The sequence below is a fragment of the Paraburkholderia lebeckiae genome, from assembly GCF_050436225.1.
Classification (GTDB): Bacteria; Pseudomonadota; Gammaproteobacteria; order Burkholderiales; family Burkholderiaceae; genus Paraburkholderia; species Paraburkholderia tuberum.
Genome location: NZ_JBNDLU010000001.1, coordinates 2470589 through 2488868, shown reverse-complemented (window position 1 = coordinate 2488868; position 18280 = coordinate 2470589). Strand labels below are relative to the sequence as shown.

General features: G+C 62.4%; 15 protein-coding genes. 6 read left to right on the top strand and 9 right to left on the bottom strand.

The window, feature by feature from the left end; translation table 11 throughout:
- Positions 1-4 precede the first annotated feature (4 nt).
- A complete protein-coding gene (locus OKW45_RS11605) occupies positions 5-1525 on the bottom strand; it encodes an ATPase domain-containing protein (protein WP_429468153.1) in 1521 nt (506 codons plus the stop codon).
- A 508-nt stretch (positions 1526-2033) separates the two neighbouring features.
- Between OKW45_RS11605 and OKW45_RS11600 the strand changes: the two genes are divergently transcribed.
- Both OKW45_RS11600 and OKW45_RS11595 read left to right on the top strand, forming a co-directional pair.
- Positions 2034-3080, top strand: a complete 1047-nt coding sequence (locus OKW45_RS11600) for a phytoene/squalene synthase family protein (RefSeq protein ID WP_429468150.1) — start codon at positions 2034-2036, stop codon at positions 3078-3080.
- Positions 3081-3264: 184 nt separating this feature from the next.
- On the top strand, positions 3265-3513 hold the full coding sequence (locus OKW45_RS11595) for a hypothetical protein (protein WP_129961873.1): 249 nt from the start codon (positions 3265-3267) through the stop codon (positions 3511-3513).
- A 274-nt stretch (positions 3514-3787) separates the two neighbouring features.
- Here OKW45_RS11595 and OKW45_RS11590 read toward each other — a convergent pair whose 3' ends face one another.
- Entirely contained in the window at positions 3788-4102 is a 315-nt protein-coding gene (locus OKW45_RS11590) for a DUF4148 domain-containing protein (protein WP_429468147.1), read from the bottom strand.
- Positions 4103-5069: 967 nt separating this feature from the next.
- On the opposite strand from OKW45_RS11590, the gene OKW45_RS11585 reads away from it, so the two are divergent.
- On the top strand, positions 5070-6536 hold the full coding sequence (locus tag OKW45_RS11585; protein ID WP_429468144.1) for a hypothetical protein: 1467 nt from the start codon (positions 5070-5072) through the stop codon (positions 6534-6536).
- 664 nt (positions 6537-7200) lie between these two features.
- Here the strand turns inward: OKW45_RS11585 and OKW45_RS11580 are convergent.
- The 7 genes from OKW45_RS11580 to OKW45_RS11550 all read right to left on the bottom strand — a co-directional run bounded on the left by OKW45_RS11580 (position 7201) and on the right by OKW45_RS11550 (position 14620).
- Positions 7201-8745: an alkaline phosphatase family protein gene (locus OKW45_RS11580; RefSeq protein WP_429468141.1), complete on the bottom strand. Its 1545-nt coding sequence runs from the start codon at positions 8743-8745 to the stop codon at positions 7201-7203.
- A gap of 150 nt (positions 8746-8895) precedes the next feature.
- Positions 8896-9588: a hypothetical protein gene (locus OKW45_RS11575; RefSeq protein ID WP_018423698.1), complete on the bottom strand. Its 693-nt coding sequence runs from the start codon at positions 9586-9588 to the stop codon at positions 8896-8898.
- Positions 9588-10070 carry a glycoside hydrolase family 108 protein gene (locus OKW45_RS11570; RefSeq protein ID WP_018423697.1) on the bottom strand — a complete coding sequence of 161 codons (483 nt, stop codon included), beginning with the start codon at positions 10068-10070 and terminating at the stop codon, positions 9588-9590. Before OKW45_RS11570 ends, OKW45_RS11575 begins: the two co-directional genes overlap by 1 nt.
- 54 nt (positions 10071-10124) lie before the next feature.
- Complete coding sequence (locus OKW45_RS11565) at positions 10125-11600, bottom strand: tetratricopeptide repeat protein (protein ID WP_429468138.1); 1476 nt, start codon at positions 11598-11600, stop codon at positions 10125-10127.
- Between the two features lie 286 nt (positions 11601-11886).
- Positions 11887-12750, bottom strand: a complete 864-nt coding sequence (locus tag OKW45_RS11560; protein ID WP_026226393.1) for an ABC transporter permease — start codon at positions 12748-12750, stop codon at positions 11887-11889.
- A 16-nt stretch (positions 12751-12766) separates the two neighbouring features.
- The gene (locus tag OKW45_RS11555) at positions 12767-13561 is read right to left on the bottom strand and encodes an ABC transporter ATP-binding protein (RefSeq protein WP_026226392.1); all 795 of its coding nucleotides are present in this window, start codon (positions 13559-13561) and stop codon (positions 12767-12769) included.
- Between the two features lie 39 nt (positions 13562-13600).
- On the bottom strand, positions 13601-14620 hold the full coding sequence (locus OKW45_RS11550) for an ABC transporter substrate-binding protein (protein WP_018423693.1): 1020 nt from the start codon (positions 14618-14620) through the stop codon (positions 13601-13603).
- A gap of 280 nt (positions 14621-14900) precedes the next feature.
- Between OKW45_RS11550 and OKW45_RS11545 the strand changes: the two genes are divergently transcribed.
- The 3 genes from OKW45_RS11545 to OKW45_RS11535 all read left to right on the top strand — a co-directional run bounded on the left by OKW45_RS11545 (position 14901) and on the right by OKW45_RS11535 (position 18134).
- A complete protein-coding gene (locus tag OKW45_RS11545) occupies positions 14901-15578 on the top strand; it encodes a response regulator (protein WP_429468135.1) in 678 nt (225 codons plus the stop codon).
- A 2-nt stretch (positions 15579-15580) separates the two neighbouring features.
- Positions 15581-16966: a sensor histidine kinase gene (locus OKW45_RS11540; RefSeq protein WP_018423691.1), complete on the top strand. Its 1386-nt coding sequence runs from the start codon at positions 15581-15583 to the stop codon at positions 16964-16966.
- A 127-nt stretch (positions 16967-17093) separates the two neighbouring features.
- The gene (locus tag OKW45_RS11535; RefSeq protein ID WP_018423690.1) at positions 17094-18134 is read left to right on the top strand and encodes an ABC transporter substrate-binding protein; all 1041 of its coding nucleotides are present in this window, start codon (positions 17094-17096) and stop codon (positions 18132-18134) included.
- Positions 18135-18280 lie beyond the last annotated feature (146 nt).

The window sequence follows — 18280 nt, the reverse complement described above, 5'->3', positions numbered from 1 at the left end:
GCGGCTAGGTTTTTCGCCGCGATCGCAGCGTGGCCGACAGGCCCGGCGTCGATTGGGTGACCGCGGCGCCGGGCGAGCCGTCGATCACGTCGAGTCCTTGCGACGAAATCGACAGCTCGCGCAGTGACGTGTCGTGCGCGCTTTCGCGTTGCTTCACCACCGAAATCATGCGCCGCAGACCGCCTTCGGTCTCGGCGTAGCGCAGCAGCACGAGGTTTTCGGTCAACGCCGACACGCGCACGGTCTTCGCGTGACCCGGATCGCTGTACAGCGGCAGCTCCTCGGTGACGAGCGTCGTGATGGCCGCTTCGCGCAACTGATGCAGCAGTGCATTGAGGAACAGGCCGAAGCGCTCGGTACGCAACGCCGAATCGCGAAAGCCCTCGACGCCGTCGATCACGATGCGCGTCGCGCCGGTCTGCTTGACGGTGGCGAGCGCTTTCGCGGCGATTTCATCGATCGCGAGTTCGATCGCCGGCTGCCAAAGCACCATCAGACGACCGTCCTGCCACGCATCGGCAAGCGCGATCGACACCGCTTCGGCCTTGCCGATGAGTCTCTGCGGACTCTCGTAGAAGCCGAGATACACGCAACGCTCGCCGCGTGCGAGACCGGCCGCGAGGAACTGCAGGCACAGCAGGGTCTTGCCGACGCCCGACGGGCCGATCAGCGTGGTCGTTGCGCCTTGCGCGAAGCCGCCGCCGAGCAGGTTGTCCAGGTGCAGCAAGCCGAAGCCGAGCCGTGCTTTCAGATCGACGGGGCCCGCTTGCTCCGCGAACTGCGCTTCGAGGCGCGGGAACATCAGCAGCCCGCTGCCGGCGATGCGGAAGAAGTGCTTGCCCATCAGATGATCGCGCGCGCGCATCTTGTGCACTTCGATTTCGCGCGCGCGCCGCATGCCGTCGTGATAGCTGTTCAGCTCGATCAGACCATCCACCAGCGTGTGCTCGGGATGCGACTCGTTGCCCGACAGCGGCGCGAGCAGCAGCGTCGTGCAGTCCATCGCGGCGACCAGCGCGTTCAGCTCGTGGATGAACTTCGACAGCGACAGCTCGGTTTCGCTGAATTCGCGCGCGCTGCGAAAGCCGTCGATGATCATCAGGCTCGGCCGGTAGTCGTAGATGCTCGACGCGATCAGCTTCAGGAAACCGTCGAGGCCGTCCTGCATCAGCTCGTGATAGCCGGACACGAACAGCATCTGCTGCGCGACCGCGGCTTCGTCGAAAAAGCTCAGGCCTTTCAGGTGACCGAGCAGCTTGTCGTGCGATTCGGCGATCAGCGTCATGTACAGCACTTTCTCGCCTTGCCGCACCCGATGAAAACCGATCTGGCTCGACAGGATCGTCTTGCCGGCGCCGGCCATGCCCTCCAGTAGATAGACGCCACCGCTCACCAGACCGCCGCCGAGGATCTCGTCGAAACCGGGCACGCCGGTTTCGACATTGCGTCGCGCCGCGTCAGGCCGGGCCGCGTCAGGTCGCGCCGCCTCGGACGGGCGAGACGTGTTGGATGCGTCGGTAGTCATTGTCGATGTGTCGTTCAAAGTGCAAGCGACGGCCTGGTCGTGACCGTCCTGTGCTCAACTCAGTCGTGGCAGCAATCCCCATTCCCGATGGCGAGCGATAGTGTCCCGCGGCGTGAAATGCGGGGAGTCTATCCGGCAACGCGTGCTCGGCGAACGGAGTGTGCTCGACAGTGCAGCGTGAGAGGACGAAAAAGGCCCGGCGGCGAGGAGCCCGGTGCATGCGGCATGACGGGGAATGAAGTGCGGTGGCCGGTCGAACCTGCAAACCGATGCAATGAAACGGAAAGGCGAGCGCTTCACTCATACGGCCGCCGCGGGATGCGGTCGAAGCTGCCGATCACATAGGTCAGGTGCAGGTTCGAACGACGGCTGCGAGTGGCGCCGGCTTCGGCGGGCGGCTTCTGATGCTTGTTCATGGTGTACCGGGTGACGCGCCTCGCCGTATACAATTCGGCAGCGCCTGATCCCAGCGGGCTTACACCCGCCTATTTGCCAACCGATCCAACCCATGCCGAATCCGACCCGGGCCATTCTTCTCGGCCCGCTCCTGAAAGGCGTTTCACGCTCCTTCTATCTGACGCTGCGCGTGCTGCCCATCGGCATGCGCGATCCGATCGGCCTTGCGTATCTGCTCGCGCGCGCGGCCGATACGATTGCGGACACCTCGTTGATAGCACCGGGCCAACGCCTCGAATTGCTGCTCGCGTTGCGCGATCAGGTCAATGGCGTGGCCGTCGATAGTGGGCCGTTCAAGCGCATCGCCGCGGAAGTCGCGGGTCAGCAGGCGCATTCGGATGAAAAGCTGCTGCTCGAATCGTTGAGCCCCGCGCTCGACGTGCTCGCGCAACTGAGCGAGTCCGACCGCCACTCGGTGCGCGCGATCGTCACGACGCTGACCGAGGGCATGGAATTCGACCTGCGCACGTTCCCCGACGAACGCTCCGGCCAGATCGCGGCGCTGCGCGAATACGACGAACTCGATCGCTATACGTATCTGGTCGCGGGCTGCGTCGGCGAGTTCTGGACCACGATGACTTACGCGCACATGCCGGGCACGCTGAAAGAACAGCCCGACACGATGAAGCAGCGTGGCGTGCGTTTCGGCAAGGCATTGCAGATGACCAACGTGCTGCGCGATTGCGGAAAAGATTTGCGCATCGGCCGCTGCTATCTGCCGCAGAGCATGCTCGAGCGCCACGGTCTGAGCGCGCGCGATCTGCTGCAACCGGCCAATTCGATGCGCGCGCGGCCGCTGCTCGTCGAACTGTTGCGCAAGACGCTCGATCATTTTCGCGCGGCGCTCGACTATACGCTTGCGATTCCGGTGAGCGCGGTGCGCTTGCGGCTCGCCTGCGTGTGGCCGATCCTCATCGGCCTCGACACCTTATTGCTGCTCGCGGAGAACGACGCGTGGCTCGATCCGGCGAAAGTGTCGAAGGTGACGCGCCATGACGTGTATCGGATCATCGCGTCATCGCTGCTGCTGGTGCCGTCGAATGCGCTGGTGCGCAATGCGATCAATAGCCGCATCGCGCGGATCGAAACTCGGCTGTAGGCGTAAACGCCTACCGTTGCGCGCACAGCTACGCGCATCGAATAAAACTGAATCGCTTCAATGCACTACGAATCGCCCGCAGGAGCCGCGAGTTATTCTGGATCATTGAATCTTCAACAATCGGGAAAGCCCCAGGCCACTGCATTCGCGCTTCACGCTAGTCTCTTCGAAAAGGAGACGACCCATGCGACAAGCGTTCAATATTGCGTTGGTGCTTTTGCTTGGCTATCTGATGGCGGATCGCGCGTTGATGCGTGCGCAGGCGGGCGAGGTCGGCACGATTACATGTCACCAGGGCGCGGCGCTCGTCAAATCAGACGCGTTGAAAAAGGGCTTTGGTGACGCTGGCGCGAGCGCGCAGAGCGAGAGCTTCCTGTCGAGTTGCCTCGTGACCGGGCGCGGCCAGGTCGGCAATCTGATCGCACGCGACTGAGCGCGGGCAGCTGAGAATTCATCGCGGCGCACGCAGAGCGTCGCGAAAAAGCGCCCAGACCGTGAAGGCCTGGGCGAAGTCATCGGGAGCCCGATGACGGAGGTAACCACATACGAACTGGCCCGCGCTCGGACATACCCGAGTCGCGGGCCAGTTCATTTGAATCGGGGCGCGCGTCGCAAGGACGCGCTATTTGGAAGTGCTCGCGGTTCGTTTCGCCGTAGGGCTTCGTGGCCACGTAGCTGCGCTTGACGAACCGCCTGCCACCTACCGCTTACTGACCGAAGTAGACCGACTTCGGGCCACTCGTCGGAGCCGCATGGCTCGTTTGCGACGTACCGCTCACCGCACCACCAAAGCCGGTAGCGGTTTGACCGACGCCGTTTTGCGCGTCGACGCGGGCTTGCGCAGCCTGGATGTCAGCCGGGTAGTGCGGGTCGGCGTGACCAGGTTGATAGCCGGCCTTTTCCAGTTGGATCAGCTCGGCGCGCACTTGAGCGCGGGTCACGGGCTGGTTGGCTTGCGCGAACGCGGCGACCGGAGCGGCGACAGCGACGGCGATGACAACGGCTTGAATCAGCGATTTCATGATACTTACCTCCAGTTCAGGGTTTTATCTTGCTGCGAACTTGCTTGTTCGTAGTCAGTGATTGCATTGTAATTTGGCGAACTGGTGAGAGTAAGACGTAAGATAGGTAATGTTTGTTGCGAAATTTGATATAAAACGACGGAATGTTTAGGGTTAACGCGTAGACGTCTGTCCGGTGTCGCAGGAAATGGAAACGATGCGAGGTCGGTGAACGACTGCTGCCACAGTTCGTGATTGATCCGCGCGGTCGACATCCCTTGCGAGAGTAAGGTGGTCCGCGATTGCGTCAAATCGATCCACTGCCGTCGTTCGAAGCTTCGTCACCTCAACGGCAGCTTACTCTGGAACAGCGATCATCCGACATCCCGCGCTGAGCGACATGAACGGCCATCGCGGTCGTTGGTTGCACGGCCGTAACAACCCATGTCGAGCGTCCGCTCTGGCGGTGCGACGAAAATGAATCGGGGGACAAGCAAGTCCGGATTTCACCGCGCGCGCAAATGCGCTATTGGACGCCATCGGCCTTCCGAGGGCGGCGTGGCGCGATCAAACGACGGCGATGCCGTTACGCCTGCAACTTGACGCAACTTTGCTGCTGCGGCAACGACCAACGGCGACTTCTTCAGCCTGCCTTAAGGTAGTGCGCGAATACAGCCGGATGATGCGGCTAGTACGCGCGCAATGGATCCGACAGGCATGACTGCCGCTGCATTCTTTAGCTGCGCCCGGAATATCTCTTCCTCCAACCCGTTTACTCGACACTTCTCTCGCGGCATCCGATTCGCCGATTTCACCCAGTCGCATCGCCTCGCGGGTTGCCCACCGCGAGGCAGCGTCATGGTCGAGACAGGCGACCCGCTGCCCGGCCATGGACAACCCGCTGCTCAACTTTCAAAGGAGGTTAAGCCACGCATCAATACCTAACTGCAGATCTGTCCGTCGAAGCGGGTCCACCTCAGGAGCAATCATGAAATCGCTATTCAAGCCCCGCAGCTTTAGACCACTGGCTTCTCGAGCTGCCAGTCTGTCCGCTGCCGCCTTCATCGGCGCGTTGGCCGCAGGCCAGGCATGCGCGGAACAGCCGCCGCCACCTTGCCATCCGAATCCGAACGCTGCCGCTGACGGCGCGCTGGTGCGTCAGCGCGGCGACATCGCGCACCTGCCGGATTCGCTGCAGGATCTTCTCGAAAGGATGGCCGAGCGGCCCCATAGCTATTTGCCGATTCAGGCCTATGCCGAGGCCGACAAACCGAGCCAGTTGTTCCAGTACTACCTGCTGTCCACAGTAGGATTCGAACCCAATCCGTTCACGGCACGATTCCCCGGCATCAACGACAAGGCGATGCTGACGGCAAGTGGTGCCGTCTGCGGCTTGCCAACCATCGGTGCCGTGCGCGTTGTGGTCGAACCGAAGCCTGGGCTGCCCACTGATCCGAACAACGTTCGCGCCTTCATCGATGTATTTACCGACCTCTCATATCTGTTTGTGATTAACAACGAAAGCGGTTGGTATGAGGGCTGGATGATCCACGATTTACACGTGCCGGATATCGCACCACCCCGACCCGACGGGCACGCCCAGTTCGGCACGATGACAACCGCGGACGCGGCCGCCTTGCATGCGATGGGCACACACAACAACGTGCCAGACCGGCTATTCACAATGGATGGCAGGGCACCGCATTTCCCCGACGCTTCTGATCACTTTCCCGACCGCCAGACCAATATCGTGCCGATCCAGCTAAGCATGGGGGCGATTAACTGCATGCAGCAGTCTGATTGTCACGGCTACTGGGAATTCAATTACACGACCAACTGGATCCATCCACTCTACGAGTTGCCTTTTACCGGCGGTATCCCCGGTACTTTTGAGGCGGGCAAACTTGGCGCGCTCTCGTCACTGATTCCGGGCTCTGGACCGGCAGGCGTGAAGAACAGTCCGATCGACTATGGTGACGATCCGAACAATGCGGCTCCGCTGGGTGGTGCGGGTCCGCGCGACCCCGACCGATTCGACGCGGACGTCGATAACCAGCGGGAATACCGTCAGCGCTTCATCCCGAGCGGGCTGGCCCACGAAATTTACCTGGACACCTATGTACGAGTGGCATCGTTCGAGCCGGGCACGCCATTCCCGCAGCGCTTGTACGACGCCTATGTGGCCGAAGTCAGACGGGTCGATACCAATGGCGACGGCGTCATATCGGCACGCGAGGGAGACGTGGATACTGCCAGCGATGGGTTCCCGGACAATTCCCGCCTGTTCTTACCGGTGACTTCGTTCCGTCGCTTTGCCGTGACGCGCGAAATCAATGACGGTTTGCTGGCACCGCGGTTCGCACCCAGCCAGCGGGCCTGGGTACTGACTGGTGCCGCCATGACCGTCAACCCGCCTCGGCCGGCGTCTGCGGGTCGCGATGGCGACGACCGTTGAAGCAACTCGTCGACCTGACGGGCTGTCTGCTGAGTTGCAAGAGGCGTTCAACCCGTATCGTGCGCTCTCCAGGTAGAGAATAGGGCTGCCCAAAAGGCGGCCCTATTGTTGTCGCGTTCCGTTGATGCTCATCATTCAACGGAAAATAGCGAAGACAAGACAGTCCTTGTTCCCCTGTGGAACCTTCGTGGGCTGGCAGCACCGGAAGGCAAGGATTGAGTTTCTCCGCAGGCTTCACGCTGAACAGTCGAGCGCATTCCGTATCTTGATAGCGGACACATCCATGATGTCGCACCGCTCGACCCCCAATGTCGGCTTCGGCCGACGACACAACCGACGCAATTGGCACGCTAACGTCCGTTGCCCGGGGCGAAGCCGACGCTCGAACGTCCGTGTACAAGCGTGGGCGAAGGTCCGTAGTTGGCCGTTGTCCGCGCGATGTCGCTTGTCGCCGGGAAAATAGCCGGCGGCGCTGCGCTGCGGCGGTCCCGAACCGAAATTCTCGGTTTCTGTGGCACAGATTCACCGTCCGCTTCACTGATACCGTCACTGCCAACCGGGCACTGCGTCAAGACTATTGAAATAGTCGAAGAAATCCAAGGTCCCCGATTTCACGAACTCTGGCATCCGGCAACGTTCCGCACTACCACCGCTTTGCGGCGTGCTATTTCTCCGGGACCGGATTGACGGACGATGCCGTTTCTTCCGCATCGTTTCGCGCGATGCCCGGCGTCGCCTCACGGACCGATTGCCGCAAGCGCGTGAACGCCTGGCTCGTGCGCGCATCGCGTTGGTCGCGTGCGTCGTAGAAGTCCTGGCTGAGCCACTGGCCGAGACTCATCATCAGCGAGCCCAACGCGCTCTTGAAGCGCACCCATGCGTTGCCGGTGCGCGCCAGTTGCGCGGCCGCCTCGACCGCCTCGGCGGCGAGCCGGTCCAGTTCCGCGTGCAGATAGTCGGCGAAATGATGCAGGCCGTGCTGATTGCCATTCGACGATTTGCGCTCCAGTTCGACGTGCTGCGCAATCAGAGATTGATTGGGCACGCGAATAAACGGCGGCGTATCGGTGCGCGCGCCGCCGCCACGGCGAATCGCCACACCGAGGTTCGCGGACGCCTCGGCGCGCTTGCCGAGCGGTGGCATTTGCCACTTGTCGCACAGGTACTTCAGCAGGCTGCAATGATCGAATCGTTCGTTGCACACGCCAGCTTCGCACCACGGTGACACCAGGATGGCGGGAACACGCACGCCGAGTTGTTTGAAATCGAAGCTCGCGGTGTGGTCGTCGGGTGCGACCGCGTCGGCCGGCGGCGATACGTGGTCGTAGAAACCGCCGTGCTCATCGTAGAGGACCACCAGTAACGTGCGCTCCCACAGCGCCTGATTCGAGCGCAGCGCATTGTAAGTGTCCGCGATCAGCTTCTCTGCCTTCATGATGTTGTGCGGCGGATGATCGTCGTTCTGCGCTTCGCCGAAGTACTTCGGCTCGATCAGTACGAATTGCGGAAACTGACTGGCGGGTCCCGCCGCGTCCTCGAAGAATTTATCGAAAGAGCGGTAATTTGCGAGGTTTTCCGCGCGGCGCTGGTTCTTCAGCAGCAACGAGGCGGGGAAGTCGTAGAAATAGACGCTCCATGTTTTGCGCGCGGCGTTCAACCGATCGAAAATCGTGTCCTGATCCTGCTCGGTGTACCAGTGCGGATTGAGCCCGTCGAGTCCCGAAGGCATTCCGATCTCGCCTTTCGACGTACCCGTCAGCGCGAAAAAACGGTTGGGCCACGTCGGCCCCGGCAATGACGAGAACCACTGGTCGCACACGGTGAATTGCGTACCGAGCGTGTGCAGCGCGGGCAGAAAGCCGAGCGGGTAATAGCCCATCACGTCTTGCCGCGCGGCGAGGCTACTCTTCGGGTAGTCGTTCACGAACGTACGCACGAAACCGCTGTTGTCGGCGGCGATCTGTTCCATCACGGCCTTGTGCTCGTGATTCGGATCTTGCTTCATCTGCCGCTCGCGCGTTTCACGCGGATAGAAGGTGTGGCCTTGACCGTCGGCGTTCGATTTGCCGGCCGCGTTGCGTACGCCGTCCAGTTCGTCGTGCACGGCGTCGAGGCAGCCGAGCATCTGGTCGAACGAATGATTCTCCATCAGCAGCAGCACGACGTGTTCGATCGGATCGTTCTGCGTGTTCTGCTCGACGTCACTCATCTTTATCGCTCCACTCGGGACGGGATGGACTTCGCGTTGCCAACTTAGCGCAAAACGCGCGGTGGCGAAAGTGCCCTGCTTTGAAACGGACATGCACGCGACGCTTGGGGTATTTCGTCGCGTGCATGATTCGCTCAATGCAGCATCGACTCAACTACCGCCCGAGAAGATCGGACCTTGCCCGCCCGGCGCGAACGATGGGAAGTGGTCGCCGGACGGCGCGGCTGCCGCCGGTGCATGCGATCCCGACTGCGACGCCGGTTCGCGCAACGTCAAGGCGCTATCTGCCGTGATCGGCACGCTCGGCTTCGCGAGCAGCTCGGTCTTGCGCATCGAGCCGACCGACGTGCCGAAGTAATAGCCGATGATGCTGATCCACGCGGTTCCCAACGCGCCGACGATCACGTTGACGAGATCCTTGTTGGTACCCGGCAAAGGCTGGAACGCCATCAGCAGCAAAATGCCGAAGAAGCCGGTGGTGACCGCCATCGCGAGCACTTTCGGGACCCAGTCGCGATTGGCGACACCCATCGCGCGTGCGTTCGCGGTGTCACTCGTGGCGATGCGGGCCATGTCGGCGTCGTGCGCGAGGCTCGACTGCGCGGCCGTCACCATCAACTGCTGCAATTGCAGCGAGTTCGCGCCTTCGGCCTGGCGAAGTTTTTCGAGTGCGCCGGGGTCGTTCAACGCGGGTTCCACGAAGGCTGGGTCGCTCGGCGTGCCGAGCGCGTGCGAGATGATCGCGGCCGCAGCGGTCACGCCGAGGCCGACCGGCCCCCCTACGAGCCCGGCGAGAAGCGGGGCGGTGCTGTTGATATTTTTCGCTACTTTAGACCAGTCCATCATGCTGCTCCCAGGAGAAGATTGGCTGCCATGCGTTCGGTCCAGCCGCGGCTGAAATTCGGCCACGAATGCAGGTTCCGCAGGTACCGCAGACGATACGCGGCGAAGCGCATCACGAACTTCATCGGATCGGCGTTCTTGACCGCATCGAGCGTGTCGGGGCCGAACTTGCCGTCTTCCCTGGCGCCAGATGCCTTCTGCATCCACAGCACGACGAGGCCGCCGTTGTAGTTCGCATCGAAAATCTGGAAAGCCACGCGCGGATCGAGTTCGTCGAGATGCAACGGGTCCCAGTACCTGCGCTTGGCGATCTGATGGGCGGTATCGAGCGGCAGGTCTTTCATCGCGCCGTTATAGCCCTCACTGCGCGCGACGCGCGCTGTCACACCCCACATTGTTTCGCCGCCTGGATCGGCCGGATTGAAGCTGTAACCGCCTTCGTTTCCGATCAAGGCTTTGAATGCATCTTCGAAGCTGTCCATCGAACTGTCTCCTGTTCGGCTGTGTTGCCAACTCAAATGGCGAATGCGCGCGGCTCAGGCCGCTCGCATCGCCCGTCCTACGGCGTCGCGTACCGTATCGAGCGATGCCCGAAGCGGGTACGACGTCATGGGATTCGAAACGGGCTTGACGCGCAGGTCAGGCCTCGATGTCCGGGTGTCGGCTTCGTCGGGCGATGCGTCCGTCGAGAGCGCCAGCTCGCGTTCGCGCGCCGACAACGTACCGGCGTCGAGCTGCAATGCCTGTGCATACTTGCGCGCGGCCTCGCGCAGCGCGCCTTTGTGTTCCAGCGCGTGGCCCCATTCCACATAGGACGGCGCGAGATCGGGACGCAACGCGACGGCGTGCGACAGCTTGTCGATCGCTTCGTCGTCGTGGCCGGTTTTGACGAGCGCCTCGGCCCAGTCGTGCAGCGTGTCGACGGAGTCGGGGTTCATCTCGGCGGCCTGCCTGAACGCTGCGAGTGCTTCGCGATCGTGCTTGTTCGAATGCAACAGCACGTCGCCGAGCAGTCGCAGGTTTTCAGCGGTGCGCGACTTTTCCTTCGCGCCAGCCCGCAGTTCCTTTAGCGCATCGTCGATGCGGTTCTGCTGTTCGAGCGCAATGCCGAGACCCGCGCGCAGCACCGCGGAGTGCTTGTATTGGGTCAATGCTTCACGGATCTGCTGCTCGGCTTCTCTCGAGCGCTGCTGACTGTCGAGCAACCACGCCTTGCCCGCGACTGCCCATTGGGCTTGCTCGGATGACGGCAATGCGAGGACTTCGTCATAGATCCCGACGATCTCGCGATAGTCGCATTGCGCGAGCGAGCATTTGGTCTTTTGCACCTGCGTGTACAGATGACTGGCGAGGATGTTAGGTTCGGCGAGGCGCATCGCCGTGACTGCGATGTCGTGCACGAGCTTTTCGAGGTCGCGCCCTTCGAACGGCACCGTGCTTTCGCGGCCGTTGAACGGTCCGTGTTCTATCTGCACGTGCGCAACGTATGAATCCGCGCTGCTATTCGTTTTCGTGATGCCGATGTGCACGGCGACATCGTCGCGCTTGAGCACGCCTTTGATGAAGCGCACCGTCGTCGCATACGACATTTCCTGACCCGGAATCTGGATGTCCTGCTGCGCGTCGTTGCTGGTCATCGTGTCGTGTGGAATCGATTCGGCATCCTGGCCGATTTCCTTCATCGCCGACATGATCCGCTCGGCGAGAAAGTTCGCCGTATAGCCGCGCTCGGTCAACGTTTGCGGTGTCTCCACCGGCGGTACCAGCAATTGCCGCGCGAGCACGCCGCGCACGACGAGGCAGATGGAACCGATCGTCAGTAAGATGAACAACCAGGGTAGGACATACGGCCAGAGGCGTTTCGGTCCGCGACCGATCACGCCGACGGTGTGCAAGCCGAACAGCACGAATTCGCTCGAATGATGACGATCGCGACGATTCGCGGTGTTGGCGCGCATGAACGGGCCGTCGTACCCGTTGGTTGACCGGCGTTGACTCTGTGCACTCGACATGACTCACCTCGCTTCGATCCGCGATCGATGTTGGCGATCGCCTGACTTGCGCGGTGGGTATGCATCGAACGTGCCATCGCGCATGGAACGGGCTGGCAGCCGGATGTTGGCCTTCTGGTGGGGAATTGAAAGAAAGAAGTGTTGCGACGTGGCCAACGTATTGCGAAAAACAGTTTGCTGGCGAGAGACAGAATGTGCGTTAGCAAATAAAAATGCCGCTCAGTCCAGAAGACTGAGCGGCATCGGTGAAGCGAACTACTGTTTGTGGACTCTGCGCTGCCGCGGTTTAAACCGAACTCGGCCGCCACTTCAACAATCGATTCTCCACCGCGGTCAGCAGGTAGTCGGCGGCAAGCGCGACCACCGCCAGCACGATCATCGCCGCGAACACGCCGGCCGCATTGAACGCGCCCTGCGCGGTCGAGATCAGCAAGCCGATGCCCTGCTTCGAGCCGAGAAACTCGCCGACTACCGCACCGACCAGCGCAAAGCCGAAGCTCACGTGCAGGCTCGCGAGAATCCAGCTCAGCGCCGACGGAATCACGACCGAGGTCGTCACCTGACGGCGCGACGCGCCGAGTATCTGCGCATTCGCGATCATGTAGCGATCTGCTTCGCGCACGCCCTGGAACGCGTTGGCGAACACGACGAAAAACACCATCACGACCGCGAGCGCGACTTTCGATGCCATGCCGAGCCCGAGCGCGATCACGAACACCGAGCCGAGCACGACGCGCGGGATCGAGTTGGCGATCTTGATGTAGAGGCTGAACACGTCGGAGAGCAGCTTGTTGCGGCCGAGCACGATGCCGCAGAAGATGCCCCCGATCGAACCGATGATGAAGCCGAGCCCCGTTTCCTCGAGCGTGACCCACACCTGCGTGAGCAGCGGCCCTTGCGACGTACCGTTCACGAACCAGTCGACGATCTGAGCGAAGATCTCGGTCGGCATCGAGAAGAAGAAAGGGTCGATCCACTTCAGGCGCGCGGACAGTTCCCAGCCGCCGAGCACGACCACGAGCAGGAGAATGCGCAGCGAAATCACCAGAACCTGGCGCTGGCGGATCTTCTTCTGCGCAATACGCTCGACGTGAGCGAGCGACGCGGCGTCGATGCCCGTGGGCATCATCTGTTGAGAGGTTGTAGACATGTTTGCCGTTCCTTGATTAACCGATCTGCACTTCTTCGCGCAGGTCATGCCAGATATCGCGCGAAATTTCGATGAAGCGTGAGTCGTAGCGGACCTCCGATGTGACGCGCGGTCGCGGCAGATCGATTTCGTAGACTTTCTTCAGCGTGGCGGGGCGGGCAGTTAGCACGAACACGCGGTCGGCGAGCGCAATCGCTTCTTCGAGGTCGTGCGTGACGAACACGACCGAGCCGGCGCCGCCCCACAATTGCAGCAACTCGTCCTGCATCAATGTGCGCGTCTGCATGTCGAGCGCCGAGAACGGCTCGTCCATCAGCAGGATTTCCGGCTTGTTGATGAAGGTCTGCGCAAGCGCGACGCGCTTGCGCATGCCGCCGGACAGTTGATGCGGATAGTGCTTGCCGAACTTGTCGAGGCCCACGCGGCGCAGCCATTCGTTCGCTTCGTCGTAAGCGGCCGATTTCGAGCGGCCGCGATACAGCGGACCCGCCGCGACGTTGTCGAGCACCGAGCGCCACGGAAACACCGCATCGGCCTGAAACACGAAACCGATGCGCGGATCGATGCCGTCCACCGGCGCGCCCATCACGCGCACTTCGCCGGTGGTCGGCTTCAGCAAGCCGGTGATCATGCTAAGCGTAGTGGACTTGCCGCAGCCGGTCGGGCCGACCACCGCGACGAATTCGCCGCGTGCCACCGACATGCTGAAGTCGCGCAGCGCGATCGTGGCCTTGCCGTCCGGGGAAATGAAACGGCACGACACTTTGCGCATTTCGATCGCTGGCGTCTCGCGTGACATAGGTTGATTCATCGGCGGGTGCCTCGCAGTTCTGTAAATATGAAAGAAGCGTTACTTCGACGCGGTCTTGACCGGCGCCGACACGTAGTCGTTGGTGTAGGTCTTGGCGAGATCGATATGCTTGCCCTTCACCGACGGATTGAATGCGGACAGCACCTTCAGCACCGTATCCGGGCCGTCGGCGGGCATCTTGCCGTCCTTCGTGAACATCGGCAGCGACGCCTTCAGCGCGTTCACGTACAGGTCCTTGTTGTTGCCGTAGTAGTCCTTCGGCATCTGCGCGGCGATGTCCTCGGCGCTATGCGTCGCGATGTAGTTCAGCGTCTTCGCGAACGCATGCGAGAGCTTCGCGGCCTCGTCCTTGTGCGCTTCGGCCCACGCGCGCTGCACGTAGAAGCTCGAAGCGGGGTAGGTGCCGCCGAGCGCGGCGCGCGTGCCGTCCACGTTGCGCATGTCGACCAGCACCTTCGCGTCGCCGGTCTTCAGCAGTTGCGAGACGGTCGGCTCGGTGGTCATGCCGGCGTCGATGCGGCCTTGCTTGACGGCGGCGATGAAGCTGTTGTCCGCGCCGACCGGCAACATCGTGTATTGCGTCGACGGCACGCCCGCGCGCTGCGCGAGGTACTGCGTGAGGAAGCTGGTCGATGAACCGAGGCCGGTCACCCCGAGCGTCTTGCCTTTGACGTCGGCCATGCTCTTCAGCGAATCGGCCGCCTTCGTCGAGACCATTTCGACTTCGCCCGGGACCTGGCCGAAGACGACGAGCGCCTGCACTTCCTTGCCCTTGCTCTGCAGGTCGATCGTATGATCGTAGAAGCCGACCACGCCTTGCACCGCGCCCGCGAGCAGTTCGTTCTCCGCATCGACGCCGGCCGGCTGCGACAGGATCTCGACGTCGAGGCCTTCGTCCTTGAAGTAGCCGAGCTGCTCGGTGAGCTTGGCCGGCAGATAGATGATCTTGGTGGCGCCGCCGACCATGATCGTGATCTTCTCGGCGTGAGCGGCGGCCGAAGCGGCGGCAAGGGCGAACGCAACTCCTGATACAGCGGCAATCTGGCGCAAGGTACGCATGAAGCAGTCTCCTTAGGTGGGTCGCCGCGACCGTGATGCGCGGCGCTTTTCTGGGTCAATGGGGGCGATTATAGAAACGCAAAACCTTCTGCCAGCTTTCGGGGTTTGGCGCAAAACATGGGTGTTAACCCGAAAATGCGCCGAAAGAGCGCCGAAATTTGCGCGCGGATCGGCACTGCGCTCGCGGTAGGCACCGGACGTATGCGGCAAACCACACGGTATGCGCGCAGGCCCCTTGTTTTAAGGCACAATCGACGACCTGACTTTTGCCGTTGCCGCCATGAAGCTGCTGCTGATCGAAGACAACCCCACGCTTGCGCACTGGCTCGCGAAGATGCTTGAGCAGGAAGCCTTCGCGCTCGACGCCGTGCAGGACGGCGATGAAGCCGACCGCCTGCTGCGCACCAATCACTACGACGTGATCCTGCTCGACCTGAACCTGCCGAAGCTGTCGGGCAAGAACGTGCTGCGCCGGCTGCGTCAGCGTGGCGACGCGACGCCGGTGCTGATCCTCACCGCGAGCGGCTCGATCGACGAGAAGGTGGAGCTGCTCGGTGCCGGCGCCGACGACTATCTGGTGAAGCCGTTCGAAGTGCGCGAGCTGATCGCGCGCATCAAGGTGGCGATTCGGCGGCAGTCGCCGTCGAAAGCGGGCGAGGTGATGTGCGGCGATCTGTCGTTCGACATCGACACGCGCCAGTTCACGCTGAAGGGCGCGCCGCTGAACGTGACGCCGCGCGAGCGTTCGGTGCTCGAAGCGCTGATCCTGCGCCTCGGCAAGACGGTGACGAAGCCGGCGCTCGTCGATGCGATCTTCACGCTGGCCGACGAGCCGAGCGAGGACGCGGTCGAGATCTACATTTCGCGTCTGCGCAAGAAGCTCGATGGCAGCTCGGCCGCGATCGTCACGCTGCGCGGGCTCGGCTATCTGCTGCGCAAGCGGGAAGACGACCAGTAACGATGGCCAATAGCCTACGCATACGCCTGCTGTGGTGGCTGCTCGTACCGCTCGCGCTTTATGTGTTCGTGACCGGCAAGACCGAGTACGACAACGCGCGGCACACCGCGAATCTGGTGCAGGACAATCAGCTGGTCGCGTCGGCGCGGATGATCGCGGGCGAGGTCGAATGGAGCGACGGCTTTCTGCGTGTCGATGTGCCGCCCGCCGCGCTCGAGATCTTCGCATCGCCATATCGCGACCAGGTGTTCTATAGCGTGCGTGTCGACGGTGGGCGGCTGCTCGCGGGTACGCCTGATTTTCCGCCGCGTCCGCTGCGGGCGCCCGACGTGCCGGATTCGTACTACACGCAGTTGCACGGCCAGCAGGTGCGCGCTGTCGACGTCGTGCGGCTCATGTACGACAACGGCGCGACGCGTCCCGTGCGCGTGACTGTCGGCAAGACCGTGCGCTCGCGCGATGCGATGACGCAACAGCTGTGGCGGCCGCAACTCGTGCGCCAGCTCGAAATGATCGCGCTGGCGGTGGCGCTCGTTTGCATCGGGCTCACGTTCGAGTTGCGGCCCTTGATGAAGGTGAAAGACGAGGTGGCCGACCGCGATCCGATGCAGCTCGAACCGATTCGCGTCGAGCGTCTGCATACGGAACTGCGGCCCATCGTCGATGCGATCAATCAGTGCATCGCGCGGCTCGGCGTGCAGGTGGCGGCGCAGCGGCGCTTTATCGCCGACGCCGCGCATCAGTTGCGCACGCCGCTCACGCTGCTCGGCACGCAACTGCAATTCGCGCGGCAGCAGGAAGGCCTCAATCCCGCGCTCGACGAAGCGCTTGCCGCGATGCATCGCAGCAACCGCTCGATGGTCGGGCTCACCAACAAGCTGCTTTTGCTCGCGCAGGCCGAGGCCGCCGACAACTCGCAGCTCGCGATGGAACGCGTCGATCTGGTGCCGCTCGCGATGGAGGTCGTCGAAGATCTCGGCCTGCTCGCGCAGGCACGTGAAATCGATCTGGGCGCGGAATTGCACGGCGCGGCGCCGGTGCTCGGACATCGCGGCTTGTTGCAGGCACTGATCGCGAATCTCGCCGAGAACGCGATTCGCTATACGGGCAGCGGTGGTCACGTGACGGTCGCCGTGAACGCTGATACCGCGGCCAATGCGGTGACGGTCAGCGTGACCGACAACGGCCCCGGCATTCCGGCCGAATCGCGCAGCCGTGTGTTCGAGCCGTTCTTTCGTGCATCGACGGATACCGAGGGCACGGGCCTCGGTCTTGCGATCGTGCGCGAAATCGCGGACGCCCATCACGGCGAGATCACGCTGAAGGCGGGCGAGGGCGGCAAGGGTGTGCATATCGCCGTGACGTTTCCGCGCGCAACGCCGAAGTGATCGGGATAAACCCGAGGTTCGCGCAACATGCACAGCCGTGCAAGCATCGGGATGGGTTCGCACCTTCACAATCACGGGCAGGCGACCCCCGCGCGGCGCCCAGACGCAAGATAACGGAGACACCCCAATGAAGCTTTCCTTGACGCGTTTCTCGCGCGCGGCCTATGCCGCCGTCGCGGCGTCGCTCGCGCTGTGCGCGCTCGCGAGACTCGCGACGCCTGCGCAAGCCGCCGCGCCGGAGAAACTCGCGATCATGGTGGGCGGTACCAACAAGCTCATCTATCTGCCGGCGCGTCTTGCCGAACAGCTCGGCTATTTCAAGGCCGAAGGGCTCGACGTCGAACTGCTGTCGCAGCCGACTGGAATAGACGGCGAAAACGAAATGCTCGCGGGCGCGGTGCAGGGCGTGGTCGGCTTCTACGATCACACGATCGATCTGCAGACACGCGGCAAGGAAGTGAAGACGATCGTCGTATTCAGTCAGGTGCCCGGCGAAGTGCAACTGGTCGCGGCGAAATCGGCCGATTCGATCCGGAGCATGGCCGACGTGCGCGGTAAAACACTCGGCGTGACGGGGCTCGGCTCCTCGACGAGTTTTCTCACGCAGTACCTCGCACAGCGCGCGGGCGTGCGGTCCACGCAATACACGCTGCTGCCGGTCGGCGCGGACAGCAGTTTCATCGCGGCGATGCGGCAAGGACGCATTCAGGCGGGTATGACGACCGAGCCGACCGTCACTCAACTATTGAAAGCGGGCGACGCCAAGGTACTCGTCGACATGCGCAATGTCGATGGCACGCGCGCCGCGCTCGGAGGCATGTATCCGGCGTCGAGCCTCTACGTGCAAAGCACGTGGCTCGACGCGCATGCCGACGTAGCCGCGAAACTCGCGCGCGCATTCGTCAAGACGCTGCGCTATATGCACACCCACAGCGCGGAACAGATCGCCGCGCAGATGCCAAAACAAGACATCGGCAACGACAGGGCGCTGTATATCAGCGCATTGCAGGCCTCGCTGCCGATGTACACCGTCGACGGCAAGATGCCAGCCGACGGTCCGCAGACGGTGCTGAAGGTACTGTCGAGTTTCAATCCGGCGGTGAAGGGGCGGCATATCGATCTGTCGCGCACGTTTACCGATCAGTTCGTCGATGACGTGAAGCCTTGAAAGCGGGCTGACCGCGTGGGTCGCTTCGAGCACAAGATGAAGCTTCACCATGGTTACGTCGTCGCGACGACGTTTGGCGCGAAGCACCAGTTGCAATTGACGACGGGTATTCGCACGCGATTCTGAGTCGCGGGACGGCTTGCGAA

What these genes read in the sequence shown, in the direction of transcription:
- OKW45_RS11600 (WP_429468150.1), top strand. Translation starts at nt 2,034, where the DNA reads ATGCCGAATCCGACCCGGGCCATTCTTCTCGGCCCGCTCCTGAAAGGC.
- OKW45_RS11545 (WP_429468135.1), top strand. Translation starts at nt 14,901, where the DNA reads ATGAAGCTGCTGCTGATCGAAGACAACCCCACGCTTGCGCACTGGCTC.
- OKW45_RS11585 (WP_429468144.1), top strand. Translation starts at nt 5,070, where the DNA reads ATGAAATCGCTATTCAAGCCCCGCAGCTTTAGACCACTGGCTTCTCGA.
- OKW45_RS11580 (WP_429468141.1), bottom strand. Translation starts at nt 8,745, where the DNA reads ATGAGTGACGTCGAGCAGAACACGCAGAACGATCCGATCGAACACGTC.
- OKW45_RS11570 (WP_018423697.1), bottom strand. Translation starts at nt 10,070, where the DNA reads ATGGACAGCTTCGAAGATGCATTCAAAGCCTTGATCGGAAACGAAGGC.
- OKW45_RS11535 (WP_018423690.1), top strand. Translation starts at nt 17,094, where the DNA reads ATGAAGCTTTCCTTGACGCGTTTCTCGCGCGCGGCCTATGCCGCCGTC.
- OKW45_RS11540 (WP_018423691.1), top strand. Translation starts at nt 15,581, where the DNA reads ATGGCCAATAGCCTACGCATACGCCTGCTGTGGTGGCTGCTCGTACCG.
- OKW45_RS11555 (WP_026226392.1), bottom strand. Translation starts at nt 13,561, where the DNA reads ATGAATCAACCTATGTCACGCGAGACGCCAGCGATCGAAATGCGCAAA.
- OKW45_RS11605 (WP_429468153.1), bottom strand. Translation starts at nt 1,525, where the DNA reads ATGACTACCGACGCATCCAACACGTCTCGCCCGTCCGAGGCGGCGCGA.
- OKW45_RS11590 (WP_429468147.1), bottom strand. Translation starts at nt 4,102, where the DNA reads ATGAAATCGCTGATTCAAGCCGTTGTCATCGCCGTCGCTGTCGCCGCT.
- OKW45_RS11550 (WP_018423693.1), bottom strand. Translation starts at nt 14,620, where the DNA reads ATGCGTACCTTGCGCCAGATTGCCGCTGTATCAGGAGTTGCGTTCGCC.
- OKW45_RS11560 (WP_026226393.1), bottom strand. Translation starts at nt 12,750, where the DNA reads ATGTCTACAACCTCTCAACAGATGATGCCCACGGGCATCGACGCCGCG.
- OKW45_RS11595 (WP_129961873.1), top strand. Translation starts at nt 3,265, where the DNA reads ATGCGACAAGCGTTCAATATTGCGTTGGTGCTTTTGCTTGGCTATCTG.
- OKW45_RS11575 (WP_018423698.1), bottom strand. Translation starts at nt 9,588, where the DNA reads ATGGACTGGTCTAAAGTAGCGAAAAATATCAACAGCACCGCCCCGCTT.
- OKW45_RS11565 (WP_429468138.1), bottom strand. Translation starts at nt 11,600, where the DNA reads ATGTCGAGTGCACAGAGTCAACGCCGGTCAACCAACGGGTACGACGGC.